This window comes from Legionella sp. 227, from assembly GCF_043161935.1.
GTDB lineage: Bacteria > Pseudomonadota > Gammaproteobacteria > Legionellales > Legionellaceae > Legionella > Legionella sheltonii.
The window spans coordinates 1747291-1768289 of record NZ_CP171154.1; the positions used below are offsets into that span (position 1 = coordinate 1747291).

Consider the following 20999-nt stretch of genomic DNA (forward strand, 5'->3'; position numbering starts at 1 on the left):
TTGAATTGCCTACTGTATCTGAATTATAGGGAGATAATGATGTCTGAGCATCAAAAAGAAGATATGGGTGGTATTGGCCTCTTTGCCTCTTCAAAAGCACCGCCAAAAAATACCGTTGAGTCACAATTTCAGAGTTTATTGAATCGTATTGAAGATGAAATAACCTATTGCAAGCAGCAAAAGGAAAAACGCCCAAGGTTTCAACAGTATTCTGATCAACTATCCGTATTAAATGCGACCAGGAATTATCTGTATGACAATATAGGGTTTAATATTTTAGAAGAATACATGAGGATCTATCCAAAATGGGATAAATCTCTTCAAGCCTCTACTACCAAGATACTGATTAACGAAGCAATCGCTTTTAAAAATGGTCAACAACAACTGGCGTCAATGAGATTAGAAAAGTAGGCCTTTCCCTAATTCTGCAAAGGAGGTGGATAGCTTCTTAAATAGGTGCTTCTCTCCTCATATACTCGCGGCTGTCCGCTCTTGTCTTTTCGCGCTTCTCATTCACAGCGGGTTTGGAAAGAGGTCTAGTGGTTCAGAACTAGACTATAGAGTCACGCAAGGTAAATCCATTTAAAATTCCTGGTGTGAAGGGATTAACTTGATTGTTTGTTTTTAATAAGTAACGTCCTGAATTACTGTTAATTTCAAAGAGAATTTGCAAGCTCGAACTGTCTTGCTCATCAACCAGAACATTTACTTTCTCGAGTAGTTTAAATAAGGCCCATGTGCCTTGTTCTGCCAGTTCATAATGATTGCCTTCAATGGAGTCCAGCGCAAGCTTTGCATTGGGTTGTGGCCAGGAAAAACGAATTACTGAATCACTGCCTTGATTATCAGTTAATTTGGTTCCGCCAATCTCAAGTTCTAGATTAGCAACTACAGGATCAAGACTGATTTTTTGCAAACTAAAATCAATTTTGCTTTCTTCACCATGATCAGGGAAGAACATATTGGTAATAATATTGGCTCGGATGAGCGCATCTAATGTTTCTGACGCTATGGGTAGTACCGAATCATTGACCGCTTTAGGTTTCCACTCCGCACTGGAAACGTCCAAGAAAGGTTTCACGAAACTTTCAGTAAACGTGTTTAATGCGCCATGAGTAGAGAAGAAATGATTAAAATCATTTATTGCTATTTCTTCTTTCTGCGACGCATCAAAAGGATAGCGTCTGGCAATAGTCATTTGGAATTCTCTAAAAACCGTTTGTTGCCATTGTTGATTGATATACTGACGACTGTCTTTTATTAAAATGCCCCAGGTATCACTTGCTAATTGCTTGGTCCAGGTACTTAAAGGCTCCGGTAATTGCCGGGCTTGATTGTAAAGCAGGCTTACTGGATCGGAGGCACTATCACTGGCAAAACGTGTTCTAATAATATTAAACGCCGTTTTGCCGCCATCATTTATCATCGATAACGTGGAGATAAATCGCTCCAAATCAACGATCTTTAAGCCTAGTTCTTTAGTGCTGGAATGGCTCATTAAGTTCAAATCGGTAAACTGATTGGCAATAGAATGATTAAAAGGTGATGAATTATCAGTTAGATCGGCTTTAGTTTCTTGTTGAATTAAGCCAATCATTTTACTCAGTGCATGAGATTGTTCTAAGCTTTTAACTACCTGTCGCCCTGCTTGATAATCTTGGTAATGTAAAGGCTGTGACTTACGCATGAATGTTTGCCACCAGGTGACATAATCAAAACAATAGGCTTGAGTGATCATTTCCTGTAATTGAACCGCATCATTGCGTGCAAGTACCCAATTTTCTTTTTGTAAATTATGGCTAATATCAGGAATTTTTTGCATCACTTCATTAAAACCAGAACGGGTAAAGTAAACCGGCAGTTCGCTGGTTGCCAATACAAAACCGTTAATTGCAATTTTCTGTTTTGCAGTAGGGAAAAACTCTTTAGCGATGGAATAATAAAGATAACTGGAGGGCAATGCATTTAAATAATTTCTCGCATCAGTAATTACCTGTTGTTTCACAGTTATATTTTTTGGTGGTTTGCTTAATAGAAGTTTGAGCAGCGCCATTTGTTTCTTGAAAGCACTTTCAGGTTGTTTGTTCCATCGGTTAGCAAACCAATCATGTACTTGCATCGCTGAAAAATGTTCTGGTTGGCTAAGCATCAAGTAAATTTTCAGCGCATTATAGCGAACAATCGGCGTATTACCTGGATTGTTGATTACCTCTTCTAACTCATGGGTTAAAGAGGGTAAAAATTCACCATGAAGACGATTTTCAGCATTTTGGTGTAAATTTGTTTTTAATTGATGTACTGTGGGTAGCGATAAGGAGTTACTTGGAATATGACTCATCGTTTTTGCAGCATTAGACAAATGATAAAGAGCCTGTTTTTCTTTATTTTCTTGACTATTGAGTACATCGTAAGCCAGTAATTCTTTACTTGCTTCATCCAATAGATGAGCTGTTTTGTAGTGGTTGTAACTTAAGAGGAGTAAACTGATCCCCGCGATACTTGCAGTCGCTGCAATAATGGGTTTTTGTGAAAATTTTCTTACTTGTGGTACTTGACTGCAATGCTCTTGAATGGTTTTTAATGCGCCCTCAACAAAATAAGCCCTGAAGTTTGTAGCTTGCGGGAATGTATCTTGCACTACCAATGCATATTCATGCTGAATTTTCTTATTTAACCGATCAATACTGACACCACCTTGCTCTGCACTAGTGAAGTAAATGGAGTGCAAATTAAAGAGCTTCGGTGAAATTCCTTGGATGAGTGCCTGGATAGGGGCTCGCAAACTTGCAACCTGTAATGGAAACTCCCGAATTAAACTGCGCCTCATTGTTGAGCGTGCAGGATGCATTTTATTAATTACTTGTTGACCAATTTGTTCTGTAAGCTGATTGAATTGTAATGAATAAGCTTCTATTTTTTTCTTAAGTTCATTTCTACAATCAAGCGAAAATCCTAGAGGTTTCGATAAATCAGTTGCGTGATCGGCTTGATAAAATTCGGTAAAACCTGCAAGGGTATCCATTTTGGTAAAGATGAGTGCAAGATTGACCGAGTAATTTAGATTTGCCCCAAACCGCTCCAACAATTGCACATGTGCTTTTTTATGTTCTGCAAATTGTCCCGGATCAGCAATAAGTAGTTCATTGACATCAATGCATAAAACAAGACCAGTAATTTTTAGATGCGAGTTGCATCGATTTAATTGCTTTAGCGTGGCTTGTAATAAGGTCTTGCTGTTATTCAGCCAATTTTCACCCAGCTCAATGATGATTCCTTTCTGATTGAAATAAATTTTAGCATGTTGTTCGCTAAAAACAGGTATTTCTTCCATATTACTTTGCTTTAATATGGCCGATTTTCCTTGAGCATTTTTACCGGTAATCACTATAAAAGATAGTGGATTGCTTTGTGGCTTTAATTGTGAAAGTATTTTTTTTATAGCATCACATAGTGCGTGTAACGAATTGTCCATTAGCTGTCCAGAAGAGCAAGTTGGGTATGTCCAAATAAAACGGTTTTTGCTTTATTTTCCAATAAATATTGGCTGGTGAAAAAAGCAAGTGCAACCACAGCAACCGCAGAAATCAACGTTATTATGGCAGCTTTATAATTTTTTTTAACTATTTTGGGGATAGGGTTTTCATTAAATAAGCGGCGTGGTTGATTAAACCGATTTTGTTGAATTATTTGATAAAGATCTTCAATGTAATTATCTAAACTCTGTCGTCCATCTGGCTTGAGATGGTAATGGCCTTCAAAACCAACAATCAGGAAAAAATAAACCAATTCAATAAGATCAAGGTATTGATTCGGTCGCTCTTTAATGTAGTTAAGAATTTCAAAAAAACGATGTTGTGGCAGCGCTTCATCCCCCGTCAGTGGCGTAAACGCTTTGAATTCAGCAGTAATTTGATAGACACGCATGTAATTTTTACCAATTATTTCGTCTATGGTAGCGGACATTAAATAATAGGCAATAGCAGCAAAGTCTGCTGGGTATTTGGAGGCATCCATCTTGCTTTGAAAGGCCAGTAATTCATGCTCAATGTTGTCTCTAATATTTTCAATAGGGGGAAGCGATGGACTAAGACATAGTCGTTCCAATAGGGATAGTAAAGGACCTGCTGCTGCAACTAAAGCATTAGTAGAAAAAGGAGCAATAAATAATTTTGAACGATAGTAACCTTGCGGGACAAGCATGGATCCCGAATTAACAAGCTGACTGCTGACCAGTGAGGCTGGATAATGCGCAACTGTCATGGTCGTGCTCCTAATAGGTCTTGATTCAAGCATGAAATCGTAGTGCAACACTCAAATTAAAAAGAAGATGATACGTTATATAACGCGCATAGTTCAAGTGAGTCAAGCTTTATGATCTGGGATTTTGGTTTAATGCAGTCGGAGTCAGGAGGTCTTTGTCTTTAAGCGAAGGATTTTTATCATTTCTCAAATGGCATAAGGCCACATCATGAATGCAGCCTCATCTTTTGAATACCCAAACGGTTACCGCTGGCTACGATTAAAGTTTATGTGCTTTACTCTCATCATTTCCAGCTTCAGCATCATTTTTTAATAATGCTAAATGGTTAACAAGATGAGTGAATGCATCTCCTGCTAATTGTCCTTTAAGTACTAAATCGCTAGAAAGAGCGCCTTTGCTAAAAATACCACTGATGGCTCCAAAGTTAGTGGCAATTTGAGCATCGTTTAAATATTGTAATGCTTTAATGACATTAGGATTTTGTGAATCCATCAAAAGCAGGTTTAACCCATGAACTAGGGCATCTAAGGCATATGTTCCCACTACTTCATTGAATTTGTTATAATTCGCCAAAAGACTATAGGCTGCACCTATAAAAGAGAGCGTGTTTACGATTTGTGATGTTCTTCTATGTGTCAGAAAGTTATAGCCACTTGAAAACAAACTGTAACCTGTACCTAAATTGAATAGACCACCGTAATCCATAATTAACTCCTTGTTTTGCTTTTAATAAGGGCCGTGTATTTTATGGTTAGTATGATTAAAAGTAAATCTTAATTTCCTTGTTTTGTGCAAAAATGGCGGTTTCGAGTGGTGGTTTTCAAAGAAAGGAGACTTCTTTACTGACCCATTATTGATTATTAGGAGATAGTGCACATTCCATCATTCGGCTTGCTCGATGGGGTAGATTCATAAACCAATTGCCTTTTTTTGAAATCAGGGACAAAGGATGCCTCTTTGAAGAACGAATCATCGTTTGATTTTTTTTGTAAAGAATATTGATAAATAGGTAGTTGCAAGGTTTTAAGTTCAGCTAATAATGTTTTATCAATCGTTTTTGGTACCCATATTTCAGAAATATCCTGAATACCCACACCACCAAATACCTGAATGTTAATACTTGATGATTGTTTTAAAGATTCTGATGTGGGGCATGTATCAAAAGGATAAAAATAACCTGGATGATGGATGTCTGTCTCACACCAAATACCATTGGTCTCAAATGCGAGCCAGGTTGACCGTTCTTGAATCTCCTGATTCAGCTTTAAAATGATGCCGCACTCCTTAAATGCCTGGGAGTATTGGCTAAATGAAGAAATAAACAAGGGTTTATTAGGTACATGCAGAAGACCGGAAATATGTCTAATGTCTTTAACTGCATCTACTGTGCCAAGCTCTTTTTCCAGCGAGATATCAAAAATTATTTTTTCTATGTCATAGGGTTTCGAATTATCTTTTTGGCCTGAAGTAAGTAGCTTCTTCTTGTTGATGAGATGCTCCACTTCTTTGATAGAGCAAGGGATTAGGAAATCACATTTTTGAAAAAAAGCTTGAGCAGCCTTGGGATCACCACTCTTATTTTCCCTTCTTAATCGCTCAATTAATTCTTTAACCGTTTGCCTAATATCTGGGTGGCTCTGGAAATGTTCGGGATGAATCGTGCTACCGGGTGATAAATCTTTAATCATTATCCCTTTGTTTTTTAATTCATTCATCTCTTTTTGGGCAATCGTAAATGCAAGTTGCAAATCGAACAATGGTTTTTTTATTGGAGAAGGTTCAATGCCCGGAAAAACATCCTCATAGACGCGGCATTCTGACAAAGAATGAGTGGCCATGATAATTTTATTACGTTGAGGATCAAACAATACAAAGTACGCTCCTTTAAAAGTGGAAGCTGGGGATTCAGTTAAGAGAATGTTTCTTTTTGCTTCCTTAGGCAATGTTGCCGTGAATTTATGGATGTCACAGTGATGTTGGTCATAATAACGAGAGAAAAAAAGTACCTCCATATCGGTCTGATCATTAAGTCCGCTCTGTTCATGGAGCAAATCAACATAGATAGGCTTGATATAAAACTGACTTCTAGGCAATACATGCATCATCCATACCTTTTGTGTGGTCTTATCGAGCATAATCACACAATGACAATTTGTAATCTGTTTGGAAATTAATCGTGAGTGCCGTTCGGGATCGCCTTCGAACTGAGCCAGATCACTTTTCCATGGTATGTTCTCTGATGGCTGCTCTTTCGGAGCCGTAGCTTGGAATTCACTAAATCGCTCGAATGAATGATTTGTCAATGAATAGCTAATGCTCTGATCGTTAAATACCGAAATTGTTTCCGGATCATTTTTTTTAGTTGAATTAACTACAAGTTCTATATTAAGTAGGCGCTCTGTTTCCTTAATGGCTTCAGATAACTCACTCAAAAAATGTACGGCATACATTAGGGATGGAGTTGCTTTCATCACCTCAGCTATTTGTTCTGATTTTTTTGGGCTTAAATCAGCAATTTCTTTGACTTGTATTAAATCGGCAGCAAGTATTTCAAGCGCGGTTAATGTGGGTAGTCCAAAGGCTTTATCTGCGGTTGAACTGAGCGCCGCAGTTATTTTGGCTACGTCAAAATATTGTGACAGGTGTGCATCAGATTCTTTTACTTGCGTGAGTAACGCATCGAGCTGTGAACGGAGCGCACTTATTGCGCTATCAAGATCCTTCACCATATCTAATCTATAGGAATGCATTATAAATGAAGCTTTCTTTTTGACTCGACTTACGAAAAGTATAGCCCAAATCGAGAATTTATTTCGAATAAGTCTATGGCTCAAGGTGCAAATGAAACTGAGGGCGGCCATCTGGACAAGGAGAATTCGGAGATTCTGCCCTTTATGAACAGTTCCCCTAATTACTTTAAGCATAATTTGCTGGTCGCCCACTTAATGTTGAATATATTTCCAGGGCGTATTGCGTCATTCCTTAACAATAAGGTACTATTCACGTTTGCCAAATATAGAACTATTTTGGTACTATATTTATAATATAGATAAAAAATGATGAAGACGGAGTTTGTCTCTAATTAAGACTTATTCAGTACTAGATTATTCGAGTTTGAGGTGTTATGCTGCGCATCAGCAAGTTGGCCGATTATGGAACAGTTGTGATGGTTTATCTCGCCAGACACGCGCAAGAACTATGTAATGCTCGTGATATTGCATTACATACTCATCTGACTGTACCAACGGTAAGTAAAATTTTAAAACGTTTGACGAGTGCAGGTTTGTTAACTTCGGTGCGTGGAGTGGCTGGAGGATATCGCTTGCGACGACCTGCAACTGAGATTTCAGTGTCGCAAATAATTTTTGCATTGGAAGAACATCGTGGTTTCACAGAGTGTAGTTTGCAACCTAATGATTGTTCATTACAAGGTGTTTGTACTATTCAGGGTAATTGGCGATTGATTAGCCAAGCAATTGAAACAGCTTTGGATAGTGTCAGTTTAGCCACTCTGGCTAAACCAACGTTACAAGCACATGACGTGGAACGAGTTCGGCAATTGGCAAGTGGAGTTAATCGTGGCTAAAAGCAGTGAGCAAATTAATTCTCTGCTCGATAGAGAATATCAACATGGGTTTACAACCGACATTGAAGTAGATACTTTTGAGCCTGGACTGGATGAAGAGGTTATTCGTCGTTTATCTGCAATTAAAGGTGAGCCAGAGTTTTTGCTGGAGTGGCGTTTAAAAGCCTACAGGCATTGGTTAACTATGTCGCCTCCTCAATGGTCTAGCGTGCATTATCCTCCTGTGGATTACCAGGCTATTTCTTATTATTCAGCACCTAAACAGAAAAAAGATGCACCCAAAAGTTTGGATGAGGTGGATCCCGAATTGCTAAGGACCTATGAGAAATTAGGGATTCCTTTAAGAGAACAGGAAATGCTGGCCGGCGTTGCGGTAGATGCCGTGTTTGATAGCGTTTCCGTAGCCACTACATTTAAAGCCAAACTCGCTGAAAAAGGCGTCATTTTTTGCCCTATTTCTGAAGCCGTCCATAAGTATCCTGAGTTGCTGATGCAATATTTGGGTTCGGTCGTGCCTTATCGTGATAATTTTTATGCCGCTTTGAATTCAGCTGTTTTTAGTGATGGTTCTTTTGTTTATGTACCCAAAGGGGTGCGTTGTCCTATGGAGCTCTCAACTTATTTTCGCATTAACGCAGCTTCTACTGGACAATTTGAACGTACTTTGATTATTGCGGATGCAGACAGTTACGTTTCTTACCTTGAAGGGTGTACTGCACCGATGCGCGATGAAAATCAATTGCATGCAGCGGTGGTTGAATTGGTTGCGTTGGATGGTGCGCAAATAAAATATTCCACCGTACAAAATTGGTATCCTGGTGATAAGGAAGGGAAAGGCGGTATTTATAATTTTGTGACCAAGCGTGGGGCATGTCGTGGTAAACGCTCTAAAATTTCCTGGACACAAATAGAAACCGGTTCAGCAATTACCTGGAAATATCCAAGCGTGATTTTACAAGGTGATGATTCTGTTGGTGAGTTTTATTCAGTTGCGTTAACCAATAACTATCAACAAGCCGATACCGGTACTAAAATGATTCATATTGGTAAAAACACGCGTTCAACCATTATTTCCAAAGGAATCAGTGCAGGGCGTGCACATAATGCTTATCGTGGGTTGGTTCGTATTGCACCGACGGCGACCAATGCGCGCAATTATACTCAATGTGATTCCATGCTTATGGGTTCTGAATGTTCCGCACATACTTTTCCTTATATAGAGGTCAAAAACCCTACAGCACAAGTAGAGCATGAGGCAACGACTTCGAAGATCAGTGAAGAACAGTTATTTTATTGTCAGCAACGTGGAATCGACACCGAAGATGCTGTTTCAATGATTGTAAATGGTTTTTGTAAACAGGTATTAAAAGAATTACCTATGGAATTTGCGGTGGAAGCAACGAAATTGCTAGGTCTGAGTTTAGAAGGGGCAGTAGGTTAATATGTTAGAAATTAAAGACTTAAGTGTTGAAATAAATGGTCAAGCTATTTTAAAAGGCATTAATCTTCAGGTAAACGCGGGTGAAGTTCATGCCATTATGGGACCGAATGGTTCAGGAAAAAGTACTCTGTCTAAGGTATTAGCTGGCCATCCTTCGTATCATATGACTGGTGGAGAAATAAGCTATCTAGGCCAGGATTTAGCTCCTTTATCTCCCGAGGAAAGAGCGCGTGCCGGTATATTTCTATCTTTTCAGTACCCTGTAGAAATACCTGGTGTGACAAACGTCAATTTTCTCAAGGCCTCCGTTAATGCAGTACGTAAAGGCCAGGGAAAAAACCCATTAGATGCTATTGAGTTTCTGACCTTCATTCGAGAGAAATGTCAGTTATTGGAAATGGATGAAAGTTTTTTATACCGCAGTATTAATGAAGGATTTTCTGGTGGCGAAAAAAAGCGCAATGAAATTTTACAGATGGCTGCCTTAGAACCAAAGCTTGCGATTCTTGATGAGACCGATTCAGGGTTGGATATCGACGCATTACGGATTATTTCCCATGGTGTTAATGCAATGCGTTCACCAGAGCGCTCTATTATTTTAGTAACGCATTATCAGCGCTTGCTGGATTATATTGAGCCAGATTTTATTCATGTGTTGGTCAATGGCCGTATTATTATGTCCGGTGATAAAACATTAGCACTTGAATTAGAGAAAAAAGGGTACAGTTGGCTTGAGGAAACGGTGGAGTGATGAGCGAGATCTTGGATTTTTACCAACAACGGGCAAAGGCCAGTTTTTCTACTTTGCCTTGGCTTGCCCAATTGCAAACTAAAGCATTAAATGATTTGAGTCAGCAGGGCTTTCCAACGCGCCATGATGAAAATTGGAAATATACTTCTGTTGATGCCTTGTTAAATCAACCCTTTATGCGTTCTGATGCTGCTGAGCCTTCTCAAGATTCAGGGGATATCGCATACAATCAAGCAATGTCTTCTGATTTACCAATAAAGCAGAATTTATTGGTCCTTAATGGACTTATTTCTGGTGAGCAGCAGCTTGCGCAAGCGTTACCGAAAGGAGTATTGGTACTTCCTTTAACCGTAGCGTTAACCCAGCATCCGGAGCTGTTGAAGCCTTATTTGGGTACGATTTTAAAACAAGAACATGGTTTTCATTTTTTAAATACCGCCATGATTCATTGTGGGGTGGTGATTTACATTCCCGCAGGAGTCGTTATTGACGAGCCGATTGCTTTAACGCATATACAAAATCGTATGAATCAAGCGGTATATCTGCGACATTTGATTATTGCTGAGGCAAACAGCCAGGCTACGATTATTGAAGATTATCAAGGTTTGGCAGATTGTTGCTATTTGACCAATAAGGTCACTGAGGTTGTTGTAGGGGCTGGTGCAAAACTAACCCATTGCACCATTCAAAGAGAGAGTAAATCTGCTTTTCACGTCGGTCATTTATCCGTGAAGCAATTAGCAGGCAGTGAGTTTGCGAATCATTCTCTAAGCCTTGGCGGCCAATGGGTACGCTCCGATATTAGTTTGTATTTGCAAGAAGAAAAAGCACATTCTTTAATGAACGGAATATATGCTCCTGCAGAAGGGCAACATGTGGATCATCATACAACAGTGCAGCATTTGGTGCCTTGTTGCAGTAGTGAACAGGATTATAAAGGGATTCTCATGGGGCGTTCGCGTGCGGTATTTAATGGTAAAGTAATTGTTGCTCAAGAAGCACAGCATACGGATGCCAAACAGCAAAATAAAAATCTTTTACTTTCAGCCAATGCAGAAGTGGATACCAAACCGCAATTGGAAATTTTTGCTGATGATGTATTGTGTTCTCATGGGGCAACGGTTGGACAATTGGATGAGGAAGCATTATTTTATTTGGCAACCCGCGGAATTGATCGACTTGAAGCATCACACTATTTAATCCATGCGTTTGCCAGTGATAATTTGCGGCTTATTCCCCATCGTCAATTGGCGGACTACATGGGGCATTTATTAACACAACAGTTGGGGTAAGCTCAATGGACGCTTTGGATCTTCATGCAATTCGCAACGATTTCCCTGTACTCAAGCAAAAAGTAAATGATTTTGATTTAGTTTATTTTGATAATGCGGCAACGACCCAAAAGCCTAAAGCAGTGATTGAGGCTATTTCTCGTTATTACGAGCAGGATAATTCGAATATCCATCGCGGTGTTCATACTTTAAGTGTCAGAGCCACAGAGCACTATGAGGCAGCTCGTTCCAAAGTAAAGCGGTTTATCAATGCCAACTCCCCAAATGAATGTATCTTTGTTCGCGGCACTACTGAAGCAATTAACTTGGTTGCGCAAAGTTTGGTTGCACCGCGTATTCTACCGGATGAAGAAATTTTAATTACCCATATGGAACATCATTCCAATATTGTTCCTTGGCAGATGGTGTGCAAAAAAACCGGGGCAAAACTGCAAGTTGCGCCTATTTCACTGGATGGTGAAGTTTTATTAGAAGAGTTTGCCAAAAAATTAAATAAAAATACCAAGTTTGTTGCGATTACTCATGCTTCCAATGCCTTGGGTACTGTTAATCCAGTAAAAGAAATGATTAAGATGGCCCATGAGTATGGTGCTGAAGTATTACTAGATGGCGCGCAAGCTATTCCTCATTTGCCTGTAGATGTGCAAGATTTGGGATGTGATTTTTATGCATTCTCAGGGCATAAATTATATGGTCCTACAGGTATTGGTGTTTTATGGGGTAAAGAAGAGCTTTTGAATGCCATGTCTCCTTATCAGGGAGGTGGCGAGATGATTAATTACGTGACCTTTGATGCAACAGAATATGCGCCTATTCCGCATAAATTTGAAGCAGGCACACCGAATATTGCGGGTGTGATTGGGTTAGGCACCGCTATTGATTATTTAGAATCTTTGGATATGGAAGCAATTATCGCTTATGAGACACAGTTATTAGACTATGCAACTGCTGGGGTTCGGTCTGTGGGCGGATTTAATATAATTGGAACTGCTCAGCAAAAAGTACCGGTTGTTTCTTTCGTGCATGGAACAATCCATGCTCATGATGTAGGTACTATTTTAGATAGTGAAGGAATTGCAGTACGCAGCGGTCATCATTGTGCTATGCCATTAATGGATTTTTACAATGTTGCTGCTACGTCACGAATTTCCTTGTCCTTTTATAACACTAGAGAGGAAATTGATCGATGCATCAAAGTATTGCATCGAGTTAAAGAGGTATTTGCATGAGTGCTGAACTGCGTGAGCTTTATCAGGAAATCATTATCGATCACAATCGCAATCCACGTCATCATTATGAAATGAAAGATGCAACGGTGCAAGCGAATGGTTTTAATCCTTTATGCGGTGATAAATTAACAGTTTATGCCAAAATCGAAGAAGATTTGATCACTGAGTTAAGTTTCTTAGGATGTGGTTGCGCCATATCCCAAGCCTCAGCTTCCTTGATGACCGATTCTTTAAAAGGAAAAACCATAGAAGAGGCGCATGAACTGTTTCATCGTTTTCATCATATGTTGACACAAAACGAAGAGGGACAGTTACTTCATATGGACAAGTTAATGGTTCTAGCGGGAGTGAAGGCTTATCCAGCCCGAGTAAAATGCGCTACGTTGGCTTGGCATACATTAGAAGCGGCATTGAATAAAGACAGTAATGTAGTGAAAACGGAATAGGCTTGGTTTCTATCACATCATCCCTCGCTGCGCTCGAGGTGATGTGGGAACTAGCAAAATGGAAACTGGCCTTGGGTTATCCAGAATATAAGCGGGTACTTTATGTTTGGTTTTAAGAAAAAACAAGATTCAGAATTGCTGAAAGAGGCCATTACTAATGCGCTTAGGGAAATTTATGACCCTGAAATTCCTGTTAATATTTATGATTTGGGTTTAATTTATGATATATCCATTGATGACGAAGCCCATGTTACCATTCAAATGACTTTAACTACTCCTGGTTGTCCTGTTGCTCAAACTTTTCCGGGAACAGTAGAACAAGCAGTCAATAAAGTTGAAGGGGTTCGTGATTGTACTGTGGAGTTAGTCTGGGAGCCGCCTTGGTCTCAGGAGAGAATGACTGAAGCAGCACGTCTTGAATTGGGAATTTTTTATTAAATGTGGCAACCTTCGGCATCGATTGAGTATTTGCGCCAACGTGCAGAACTATTAAGAAAAATACGGCATTTCTTTACTGAACGCGGTTATTTGGAAGTTGAAACGCCAATTATGGCCCGTTATGGCACAACGGATGTCTATCTCAGTAATATCAAAGCAACGTTTCGTGATGAAACCTATTGCTTACAAACTTCCCCTGAATATCATATGAAACGTTTGCTTGCCGCAGGAAGTGGTTCTATTTTTCAAATAGCGCGGGTATTTCGCGACGATGAATTAGGGCGCTGGCATAATCCAGAATTTACTTTATTAGAATGGTACCAACTAGGTATTGATCATCATGCATTGATGGATGAAATGGATCTGTTTCTGCAAATGGTGATGCATTCTAAATCCATGATCAGAAAAACCTATCAACACGCTTTTCTGGAAGCGTGTGATGTGGATCCATTCACTGCAACAATCCCACAACTTCGTAAAACACTGGCGCGCTTTGATTTGGATAATGTATTACCTTCTCAGGAAGAGGATAGAGATCAATATCTGTTTTTACTGATGAGTCATGTTGTAGAGCCTTGTTTAGCAAAAGAAAATGCGCCAGTTGCTGTGTATAATTTTCCAGCATCACAAGCTGCTTTAGCAAAAATTAATGATGGAGTCGCAGAACGTTTTGAGGTCTATTACCAAGGAGTGGAATTAGCGAATGGCTTTCATGAGTTGACTGATGCTGATGCCCAGGCAAAACGCTTTGTTCAAGACCAAAAGCTAAGAACTGAAAAAGGTCTTCCCTCCGTAGCTGCAGATCACTATCTTTTGCAGGCTTTAAAACATGGATTGCCTTCATGCAGCGGCGTGGCTTTAGGTATTGACCGGTTAGTGGCTTTGGCCCTAAAACAACCGGAGATCGCTAAAATTATTTCTTTTGATTTCGCCCGAGCCTAGTGTTGGTCGGCTTCTTCTAGTCTTTCTTCCTCATTCATAAAAGATTTTGATGTTTCAAAGTCAATAAAAAGTATTCCTCAGCCTATATAACTCAATCAATGGTCTAATATTAACCATATAGCGTTGTATTTGGTAGTAGATCATGATCCGGACCGAGGATATTTTTAAATCTGATTTTAAAGGCCCTATAGTTTTGCATATGATTGATCAGGAAGGCTATGGGGATGTTTCTCTGGCAATGAAAATTGCTAAATTTCTCATGAATAAGTACCCTGATGCCCCTATTTACGTTGTGGGTAAAAAAACTTCGATTCATAAAGTACACGAGATTGAACCGAATCTCCCTGATCAATATCACCAAATTCACATGGTTGACTCGTCTGATTCGCATGAAGTAGAAAAGGTATGTCACAGCGCAAAACTTGCAGTGGAAACCGCAATTTTTGATAACTCCTTGGAACACTATTACAAAAATAACGAGTGCCTCAAAATTTTTATTGGAGAATATGGCCTTTATAAGCAGACAGAATATAAACCACCAATAATTTGTTTGAGTGGAAATGTCGGTGTAGGTGATGCTTTTCCTGGAATTTTAATCGAATCCGATTTAAAAAAATTTTCGCATCTTGATCCTGCCAAGAAACTGGAAGCTCGAAGTAAAATCCTTAACGAACTCGATCCGCCTTTAAAAAAACAAGTTTTTGGTAAGTCTGCTGAAGATCCATCCTTTCTTAAAAAAAATAGTTTTGCCTTTTCTTATTACAATTTTCCTAAGTCTTATAAAAGAGCTGCGGCTGTATTTGCTGCGAGCAATGAAGAAGGGAAACATGCGAATTACTTTATGAGTGTCACAAGCAAGGATGGGAGAGACAAGACGACATTATCCATGCTTGAAGAGCCAGACTTTCAAGATAAGTTAAAAAAATTGGGGTATGGTAAGCTTGTTTTCTTTACCGGAGACCCAGAAAATCCCCATAAAGAGATTATTTTAGATGAGAAAAATCCTCATGGTAGGGAGTTTAGGGTATTCCAAAGAAATCGATTTACTCATGATACAACCCTTGATTTGATGCGCCTATCTGATTTATGTGGTGTGGCTGGCGATCAATCCCTAACCGAAGCGCATTCGCTGGGCGCTGTTCCTATTCCTGAGGAATGGCATTGTCAGCTTTCAATAGTAGGCCAAATCGCAAAAACTTATTATAACCAGAGTGTTATGGGAGCTGTTTTTAATAATACCTGGGGACATCATACATCTATTGATCAATGGGTTTCTGCTGGGAAAGAATTACGAACACGCCGCTCAGAGGTGGAAAGGGTACTTACCAAATTTCAAGAAGAGGCGAATCTTTATAATGCACTCGATTATAGGCTCAATTTAGAATTGGATGGTCCACAACAAAAAAAGGTTGAACAATACAATCAGCATTTTATTAAGGCACTGGCAGAGCATCAAAAAACGCTAAAAAAAGATAAAGCCGATGCATTCTATATAGCTACTGAAATAGCACGTTATTATGCTAAGTGGCAACCAAGCGAACCGCTGTCGATGAGTAAGATAGTCGATACGATGCGTGCCTATGAAGGTAAAAGATTAGCCCATATTGACACCATTCATTACGTAATGGTTCATAAAAATTATTCTGATTTAGTCAGTAGTGAACGCAGTGGCAGTTTTATAAAAAGAAATATTACTCATAAGCCTTCTCATAATGAACAATTATTTAAACACCTTCAATCCATACACCAACAGCATTTTTTTGTAGGCGAAACTAATTTGCAAGCAAAAAATAGTATGCTTAAAGAGAAGTTATCTGACATATGTCATCCGCTTAAAGATGAGGATCTTGAGCGGGCATTAAGATATTTGGCCAGTTTGGAGATACTTGAACTGGGGGTACAAGTAGGCTTTGATTCGCAACATAAAGGTAAGACTTTGAGCGAAGCGTATCACCTTATTGAAAAAATAATACCGTGTGAGCAAGAAAAGCCAATAGGAGAAAATAAGAAGTTTGCTATTTTCTTCCAGACAAATTATGCGACGGATGAAGTCTATAAAGTAACACTTTCAAAAGAGCAAATTCAAGCGTTTGCAGAGAAACAAAAGGAATTGGATGCTCGCGAAACATTCAACTGCTAGAAGCAAGGACCATTTTGAACCAAAACAGTAACAGGATTGAATTGCTTCTGAATAGATAGTTTTTATCAATTATTGGAAAAGTCCATTTCATAATAAGCGGGATCTGCATTTGTATAATGATTATTTTCTGTGGTTAATTTTATCGTTAAACCGTGACACTCTTTCTCTGAGATGCAAAGCGTCACGTGCAAGGAGCATAAACCCGATTTTATTTCATCGGCAGGCAATACAGCACATAAACCTCCTTTAGTTTTTATTGCATCAGGATTTTTTACCGAAAACAAAGGAGTATAATTTTGACAATCGGTACTTGTTTCGATGGTTGATGAATAAAGCGAGGTTTTATTGGTATTAATTTTAATTACAGAAATGAGCTCCCCTTTTTTTGCATATAAATTTTCTAATGCCAGTTGACAATAATCTGTTTCAGCGAAAACAGTACTCACAGCAAGAGAAGAAAGCAACGATAAAATAAATTTGGTCATGGGGGATATTATGGTTTTGTGTAAGGATATTTTAATTATATTAGAGAATTTTGCTTTTTAGATAGTTATTTGTTTCGAAACCCTCACCCGACGCAACGCGTCGGTTAAGGGGGATTATTCGCGACATATCGACTTGCTTTCGGCTAGGATGGAATAGACTTCATTATCACCAATGACGAGATGATCAAGTAAACGCGCGTCAACTAACTCCAGGGCTTCTCGAATGCGTTCAGTTACAGCGATATCCTGATGACTGGGATCGGATAAACCTGAGGGGTGGTTGTGGGCGAGAATAAGTGCTGCTGCATTGAGTTGAAGAACACGTTCTATGATGGGTCTTGGATGAATTGTTGCCGTATTGATGGTGCCAGAAAAAAGTTCCTCATAGGCAATGATGCGATGTTGATTATCGAGAAACAAAGCGGCAAAAGTTTCATATTTATAATCGCGCAAACGTTTTTTTAAATACGCGTAGGTTTGTCTGCTGTTTGTGATTGGTGTATCTTTTTGTAATTGAATGAAATCACTGCGCCGACATATTTCTTTGACTGCTTGCAGCTGGGCATAACGAACTTCCCCTAAACCAGATACTTGCTTGAAGCATTGTTTATCGGCGTTAAGAATCGCTCGTAAATCGCCCATGTGTTTGAGGAGCTCAAAAGCGAGTTGTACACAGGATTTTTTACTATTGCCAGAGCTGATAAAGACAGCGAGTAATTCAGTATCTGAAAGACTTTGTACCCCATGGGTGAGCAGTTTTTCACGCAAGTTCAACTGCCGTGTTGATTGGACAACCGTCATTTTTCTATTCCTTTATTGCGAAGTTTATGCTTTGATCGGAGCTATTCTTATCAAAAATGACCAGTCATGCAAGATTTTATTGGCAAAAAAATTCTTCTTGGAGTATGTGGTGGGGTAGCTGCGTACAAATCAGCCTACCTAATTCGAGAGTTAACTCGAGCCGGAGCTGAAGTACAGGTGGTGATGACCCAATCAGCTCAGCAGTTTGTTAGCCCTTTGTTAATGCAAGCTTTATCAGGCAATAGCGCACGTACCGATTTATTTGATGCCGAGGCAGAACGCGCTATGGGACACATTGAGCTAGCGCGTTGGGCAGATTATTTAGTTATTGTGCCTGCATCTGCAAATATTCTTGCCAAAATGGCTCAGGGCATTGCGGATGATTTACTTTCTACTTTGTACCTCGTAGCAGAAGTCCCTGTCATAGTTTGTCCCGCGATGAATCATAGTATGTGGGCTCATCCAGCAACCCAAGCCAATTGCACGATTTTGCGGGAAAGAGGAGCCATTTTTGTTGGGCCTGAAGAAGGTTCGCAAGCGTGTGGTGAGTATGGTTTTGGACGTGTGAGTGAAGTGGAACACATCATGAGTGCACTACGTTTAAGTGATGTACACCAGTTATTGGCGGGTAAAAAAGTACTGGTCACCGCTGGACCTACTCGAGAGCCTATGGACCCAGTACGCTATATCAGCAATTATAGTTCCGGAAAAATGGGGTACGCTATGGCAGAGGCCGCGGCTATGGCCGGAGCGCAAGTTACTTTAATTAGTGGCCCCACTTCTTTACATGCTTCGGCCGGGATCAAACGAGTTCAGGTCGAGTCCGCACAAGAGATGCTTGATGCCGTAATGCAAGAAATGCCTACAGATGGTATATTTATAGGAACAGCTGCTGTTGCAGATTATCGGGTTGAGTCACCTGCGTCAGAGAAAATGAAGAAAAAAAACCATGACGAAATGACGCTTAAGTTGATAAAAAACCCCGATATTCTCAGTCGTGTTGCTGATTCAGCTCGGGCTTCTTGTGTGGTTGGATTTGCTGCTGAAACCACGGATGTTGTGCATTATGCTACTGAAAAGTTACAACGTAAAAAATTAGATATGATTGTGGCCAATTCAGTTGGGAAAGGACTTGGGTTTGATAGTGATGTGAATCAAGTGATCGTCATTACAAAAAACAAGCAAATCGAATTGCCCTTAACCCATAAAACACGGTTGGCAGGACAAATTATTGCAATCATTGCCGCAACTCTGCAAAATGATGCGCATTGAGCTTTTATAGGAAAAATTATGACCCAAGCAATTCAATTAAAAATTCTTGATGCACGAATCGGCGATACCATCCCATTACCTACCTACGCGACCCATGGTGCAGCTGGATTAGACTTGCGAGTTTGTATTAATGAACCCATTCAAATTGCCCCCCAAGAAACCGTATTATTGCCCACAGGATTATCCATTTATATTGCTGACCCTAAATTAGCCGCAGTGATTTTACCTCGTTCAGGTTTGGGACATAAAAATGGTATTGTTTTAGGTAATTTAGTGGGGTTAATTGATTCGGATTATCAAGGTGAGCTTAAGATTTCTTGTTGGAATAGAGGCATTGAACATTTCACCGTAAATCCAGGAGAGCGTATCGCTCAATTAGTTTTTATTCCGGTTGTGCAAGCCGCTTTTGAAATAGTGGACTCGTTTACTGAAACCTCCAGAGGCGAAGGTGGATTTGGCAGTTCAGGGAGACATTAAATGAAATATCAGCAAAAACAAGTTTCTCGTTCTGTGTTTCGTGCCTATGATATTCGCGGCATAATCGGACAAGAATTGGATGAGAATGCCTTTTATAGTATTGGACTTGCCCTGGCTTGTCATTTGCATGACTTAAAACGGCAACAAATTTTTTTGGCACGTGATGGTCGTCTCACCAGTTTTGCAATGGCTTCGGCTTTAAAGCAAGGACTATTGGATAGTGGGATTGATGTATTTGATTTAGGTGCGGTGCCAACACCAGTGATGTATTTTGCAATTCATACTCAAGAGATTGATTGTGGTTTGATGGTCACAGGAAGTCATAATCCAGCAAATTACAATGGAATTAAAATGGTCTTATTAGGTAAGACCTTGATGCAAAAAGACATTGATATCTTGTATCACTTGGTTCTTGAACGGAAGCGGATTGTCGGTCAAGGTAAAGATGTGGCATTTGATGTGCTGCCTAAATACAAGCAGCGTATTTTAAGTGATATAAAAATTAAACGTCCATTAAAAGTGGTGGTCGATTGCGGTAATGGTATTGCTGGTCCTATTATTCCCGAAGTGCTCAGTGAATTAGGTTGTGAGGTGGTGGCTCTTTATTGCGATGTCGATGGTCACTTTCCCAATCATCATCCTGATCCAACAATAGAGGCTAATTTAGCTGATTTAAAAGCCGCAGTGGCCGCGCACCAAGCGGATATAGGTTTAGCCTTTGATGGGGATGCGGATCGATTGGGATTAATTACCAATAAAGGTGAGATGATTTGGCCTGACCGGTTGATGATGCTCTATGTACGTGAATTATTAACCCGCCTTCCTGGAGCGACTATAGTTTTTGATGTGAAATGTTCAAGCCATTTAGAATCGGTAATTAAAGAGGCTGGTGGATTACCCAGAATGTGTCCCACAGGCCATTCCATCGTGAAACACGTGATGAAAGAAGAAGGTGCTGCTCTGGCAGGTGAAATGAGTGGGCATTTATTTTTCAAAGATCGTTGGTATGGATTTGATGATGCACTCTACAGTGCTTGTCGTTTGCTCGAAATCATTAGTGCCGCGGATCTAACGGTAAGTGAACAATTTGAATCGATTCCTAATAGCATTAATACTCCTGAACTGAAAATCGCTATAGCAGATGATGAGAAGTTTCAATTTATGAAACGCTTTAATGAAATGGCAGAGTTTCCTAAGGCACGAGTTATTGCAATTGATGGTTTACGTGTTGAGTTCGATAAAGGATGGGGACTATTACGTGCTTCCAACACAACTCCTTGTCTCGTTGCTCGTTTTGAAGCAGAAGATGAAGATAATTTGGAGCACATTCAACAATTATTTAAGAAACAAATGCATTTATTGAATGATAAGCTGGAGTTGCCATTTTAATGTGTACTGTAGCTTGGGTGTTGTATCGTACGGATTAGCATAGCCTAAT

The 20999-nt window shown here is 39.6% G+C and carries 19 protein-coding genes; 13 read left to right on the plus strand and 6 right to left on the minus strand.

The window, feature by feature from the left end:
- The first annotated feature begins 39 nt into the window (after positions 1–39).
- A complete protein-coding gene (locus ACF8MK_RS07540) occupies positions 40–411 on the plus strand; it encodes a hypothetical protein (protein WP_392538789.1) in 372 nt (123 codons plus the stop codon).
- Between the two features lie 139 nt (positions 412–550).
- Here ACF8MK_RS07540 and icmF read toward each other — a convergent pair whose 3' ends face one another.
- The 4 genes from icmF to ACF8MK_RS07560 all read right to left on the minus strand — a co-directional run bounded on the left by icmF (position 551) and on the right by ACF8MK_RS07560 (position 6990).
- Positions 551–3472, minus strand: a complete 2922-nt coding sequence (icmF, locus tag ACF8MK_RS07545; protein WP_392538790.1) for a type IVB secretion system protein IcmF — start codon at positions 3470–3472, stop codon at positions 551–553.
- Positions 3472–4260: a type IVB secretion system protein IcmH/DotU gene (gene icmH / locus ACF8MK_RS07550; protein WP_392538791.1), complete on the minus strand. Its 789-nt coding sequence runs from the start codon at positions 4258–4260 to the stop codon at positions 3472–3474. The genes icmF and icmH overlap by 1 nt, the downstream gene beginning before the upstream one ends.
- A gap of 259 nt (positions 4261–4519) precedes the next feature.
- Positions 4520–4966 (minus strand): hypothetical protein, encoded by a 447-nt coding sequence (locus ACF8MK_RS07555; RefSeq protein WP_392538792.1) that lies wholly within the window; start codon positions 4964–4966, stop codon positions 4520–4522.
- Between the two features lie 155 nt (positions 4967–5121).
- The gene (locus ACF8MK_RS07560) at positions 5122–6990 is read right to left on the minus strand and encodes a hypothetical protein (RefSeq protein WP_392538793.1); all 1869 of its coding nucleotides are present in this window, start codon (positions 6988–6990) and stop codon (positions 5122–5124) included.
- A gap of 395 nt (positions 6991–7385) precedes the next feature.
- Between ACF8MK_RS07560 and ACF8MK_RS07565 the strand changes: the two genes are divergently transcribed.
- The 9 genes from ACF8MK_RS07565 (at position 7386) to ACF8MK_RS07605 (ending at position 16526) form a co-directional block, all read left to right on the plus strand.
- On the plus strand, positions 7386–7847 hold the full coding sequence (locus ACF8MK_RS07565; RefSeq protein WP_265703176.1) for an SUF system Fe-S cluster assembly regulator: 462 nt from the start codon (positions 7386–7388) through the stop codon (positions 7845–7847).
- A complete protein-coding gene (sufB, locus tag ACF8MK_RS07570; protein ID WP_265703177.1) occupies positions 7840–9288 on the plus strand; it encodes a Fe-S cluster assembly protein SufB in 1449 nt (482 codons plus the stop codon). The genes ACF8MK_RS07565 and sufB overlap by 8 nt, the downstream gene beginning before the upstream one ends.
- Before the next feature lies 1 nt (position 9289).
- Positions 9290–10039 carry a Fe-S cluster assembly ATPase SufC gene (gene sufC / locus ACF8MK_RS07575; protein ID WP_265703178.1) on the plus strand — a complete coding sequence of 250 codons (750 nt, stop codon included), beginning with the start codon at positions 9290–9292 and terminating at the stop codon, positions 10037–10039.
- Positions 10039–11331, plus strand: coding sequence for a Fe-S cluster assembly protein SufD (gene sufD / locus ACF8MK_RS07580; RefSeq protein ID WP_392538794.1), 1293 nt, complete (start codon positions 10039–10041; stop codon positions 11329–11331). Before sufC ends, sufD begins: the two co-directional genes overlap by 1 nt.
- A 5-nt stretch (positions 11332–11336) precedes the next feature.
- Positions 11337–12560, plus strand: a complete 1224-nt coding sequence (locus tag ACF8MK_RS07585) for a SufS family cysteine desulfurase (RefSeq protein ID WP_392538795.1) — start codon at positions 11337–11339, stop codon at positions 12558–12560.
- On the plus strand, positions 12557–13006 hold the full coding sequence (gene sufU / locus ACF8MK_RS07590; RefSeq protein ID WP_265703180.1) for a Fe-S cluster assembly sulfur transfer protein SufU: 450 nt from the start codon (positions 12557–12559) through the stop codon (positions 13004–13006). The genes ACF8MK_RS07585 and sufU overlap by 4 nt, the downstream gene beginning before the upstream one ends.
- Positions 13007–13108: 102 nt before the next feature.
- Positions 13109–13444: an SUF system Fe-S cluster assembly protein gene (locus ACF8MK_RS07595; RefSeq protein ID WP_265703181.1), complete on the plus strand. Its 336-nt coding sequence runs from the start codon at positions 13109–13111 to the stop codon at positions 13442–13444.
- On the plus strand, positions 13445–14386 hold the full coding sequence (epmA, locus tag ACF8MK_RS07600) for an elongation factor P--(R)-beta-lysine ligase (RefSeq protein ID WP_392538796.1): 942 nt from the start codon (positions 13445–13447) through the stop codon (positions 14384–14386).
- Between the two features lie 142 nt (positions 14387–14528).
- Entirely contained in the window at positions 14529–16526 is a 1998-nt protein-coding gene (locus ACF8MK_RS07605; protein ID WP_392538797.1) for a hypothetical protein, read from the plus strand.
- A 65-nt stretch (positions 16527–16591) separates the two neighbouring features.
- Here the strand turns inward: ACF8MK_RS07605 and ACF8MK_RS07610 are convergent, their stop codons facing one another.
- Entirely contained in the window at positions 16592–17011 is a 420-nt protein-coding gene (locus ACF8MK_RS07610) for a hypothetical protein (RefSeq protein ID WP_392538798.1), read from the minus strand.
- Positions 17012–17125: 114 nt separating this feature from the next.
- Positions 17126–17812 (minus strand): DNA repair protein RadC, encoded by a 687-nt coding sequence (gene radC / locus ACF8MK_RS07615; protein WP_392538799.1) that lies wholly within the window; start codon positions 17810–17812, stop codon positions 17126–17128.
- A 66-nt stretch (positions 17813–17878) separates the two neighbouring features.
- On the opposite strand from radC, the gene coaBC reads away from it, so the two are divergent.
- From coaBC to ACF8MK_RS07630, 3 genes are read left to right on the plus strand one after another with little or no spacing between them, the layout of a single operon-like run.
- The gene (gene coaBC, locus ACF8MK_RS07620) at positions 17879–19084 is read left to right on the plus strand and encodes a bifunctional phosphopantothenoylcysteine decarboxylase/phosphopantothenate--cysteine ligase CoaBC (protein ID WP_392538800.1); all 1206 of its coding nucleotides are present in this window, start codon (positions 17879–17881) and stop codon (positions 19082–19084) included.
- An 18-nt stretch (positions 19085–19102) separates the two neighbouring features.
- On the plus strand, positions 19103–19561 hold the full coding sequence (gene dut, locus ACF8MK_RS07625) for a dUTP diphosphatase (protein WP_028380811.1): 459 nt from the start codon (positions 19103–19105) through the stop codon (positions 19559–19561).
- Positions 19562–20950, plus strand: coding sequence for a phosphomannomutase/phosphoglucomutase (locus tag ACF8MK_RS07630; RefSeq protein WP_265703187.1), 1389 nt, complete (start codon positions 19562–19564; stop codon positions 20948–20950).
- Positions 20951–20999: the final 49 nt, after the last annotated feature.

Bases quoted from the DNA above. Each gene is read 5' to 3' on its own strand.
- ACF8MK_RS07540 (WP_392538789.1), top strand. From the start codon at position 40: ATGTCTGAGCATCAAAAAGAAGATATGGGTGGTATTGGCCTCTTTGCC.
- icmF (WP_392538790.1), bottom strand. From the start codon at position 3,472: ATGGACAATTCGTTACACGCACTATGTGATGCTATAAAAAAAATACTT.
- icmH (WP_392538791.1), bottom strand. From the start codon at position 4,260: ATGACAGTTGCGCATTATCCAGCCTCACTGGTCAGCAGTCAGCTTGTT.
- ACF8MK_RS07555 (WP_392538792.1), bottom strand. From the start codon at position 4,966: ATGGATTACGGTGGTCTATTCAATTTAGGTACAGGTTACAGTTTGTTT.
- ACF8MK_RS07560 (WP_392538793.1), bottom strand. From the start codon at position 6,990: ATGGTGAAGGATCTTGATAGCGCAATAAGTGCGCTCCGTTCACAGCTC.
- ACF8MK_RS07565 (WP_265703176.1), top strand. From the start codon at position 7,386: ATGCTGCGCATCAGCAAGTTGGCCGATTATGGAACAGTTGTGATGGTT.
- sufC (WP_265703178.1), top strand. From the start codon at position 9,290: ATGTTAGAAATTAAAGACTTAAGTGTTGAAATAAATGGTCAAGCTATT.
- sufD (WP_392538794.1), top strand. From the start codon at position 10,039: ATGAGCGAGATCTTGGATTTTTACCAACAACGGGCAAAGGCCAGTTTT.
- ACF8MK_RS07585 (WP_392538795.1), top strand. From the start codon at position 11,337: ATGGACGCTTTGGATCTTCATGCAATTCGCAACGATTTCCCTGTACTC.
- sufU (WP_265703180.1), top strand. From the start codon at position 12,557: ATGAGTGCTGAACTGCGTGAGCTTTATCAGGAAATCATTATCGATCAC.
- ACF8MK_RS07595 (WP_265703181.1), top strand. From the start codon at position 13,109: ATGTTTGGTTTTAAGAAAAAACAAGATTCAGAATTGCTGAAAGAGGCC.
- epmA (WP_392538796.1), top strand. From the start codon at position 13,445: ATGTGGCAACCTTCGGCATCGATTGAGTATTTGCGCCAACGTGCAGAA.
- ACF8MK_RS07605 (WP_392538797.1), top strand. From the start codon at position 14,529: ATGATCCGGACCGAGGATATTTTTAAATCTGATTTTAAAGGCCCTATA.
- ACF8MK_RS07610 (WP_392538798.1), bottom strand. From the start codon at position 17,011: ATGACCAAATTTATTTTATCGTTGCTTTCTTCTCTTGCTGTGAGTACT.
- radC (WP_392538799.1), bottom strand. From the start codon at position 17,812: ATGACGGTTGTCCAATCAACACGGCAGTTGAACTTGCGTGAAAAACTG.
- coaBC (WP_392538800.1), top strand. From the start codon at position 17,879: ATGCAAGATTTTATTGGCAAAAAAATTCTTCTTGGAGTATGTGGTGGG.
- dut (WP_028380811.1), top strand. From the start codon at position 19,103: ATGACCCAAGCAATTCAATTAAAAATTCTTGATGCACGAATCGGCGAT.
- ACF8MK_RS07630 (WP_265703187.1), top strand. From the start codon at position 19,562: ATGAAATATCAGCAAAAACAAGTTTCTCGTTCTGTGTTTCGTGCCTAT.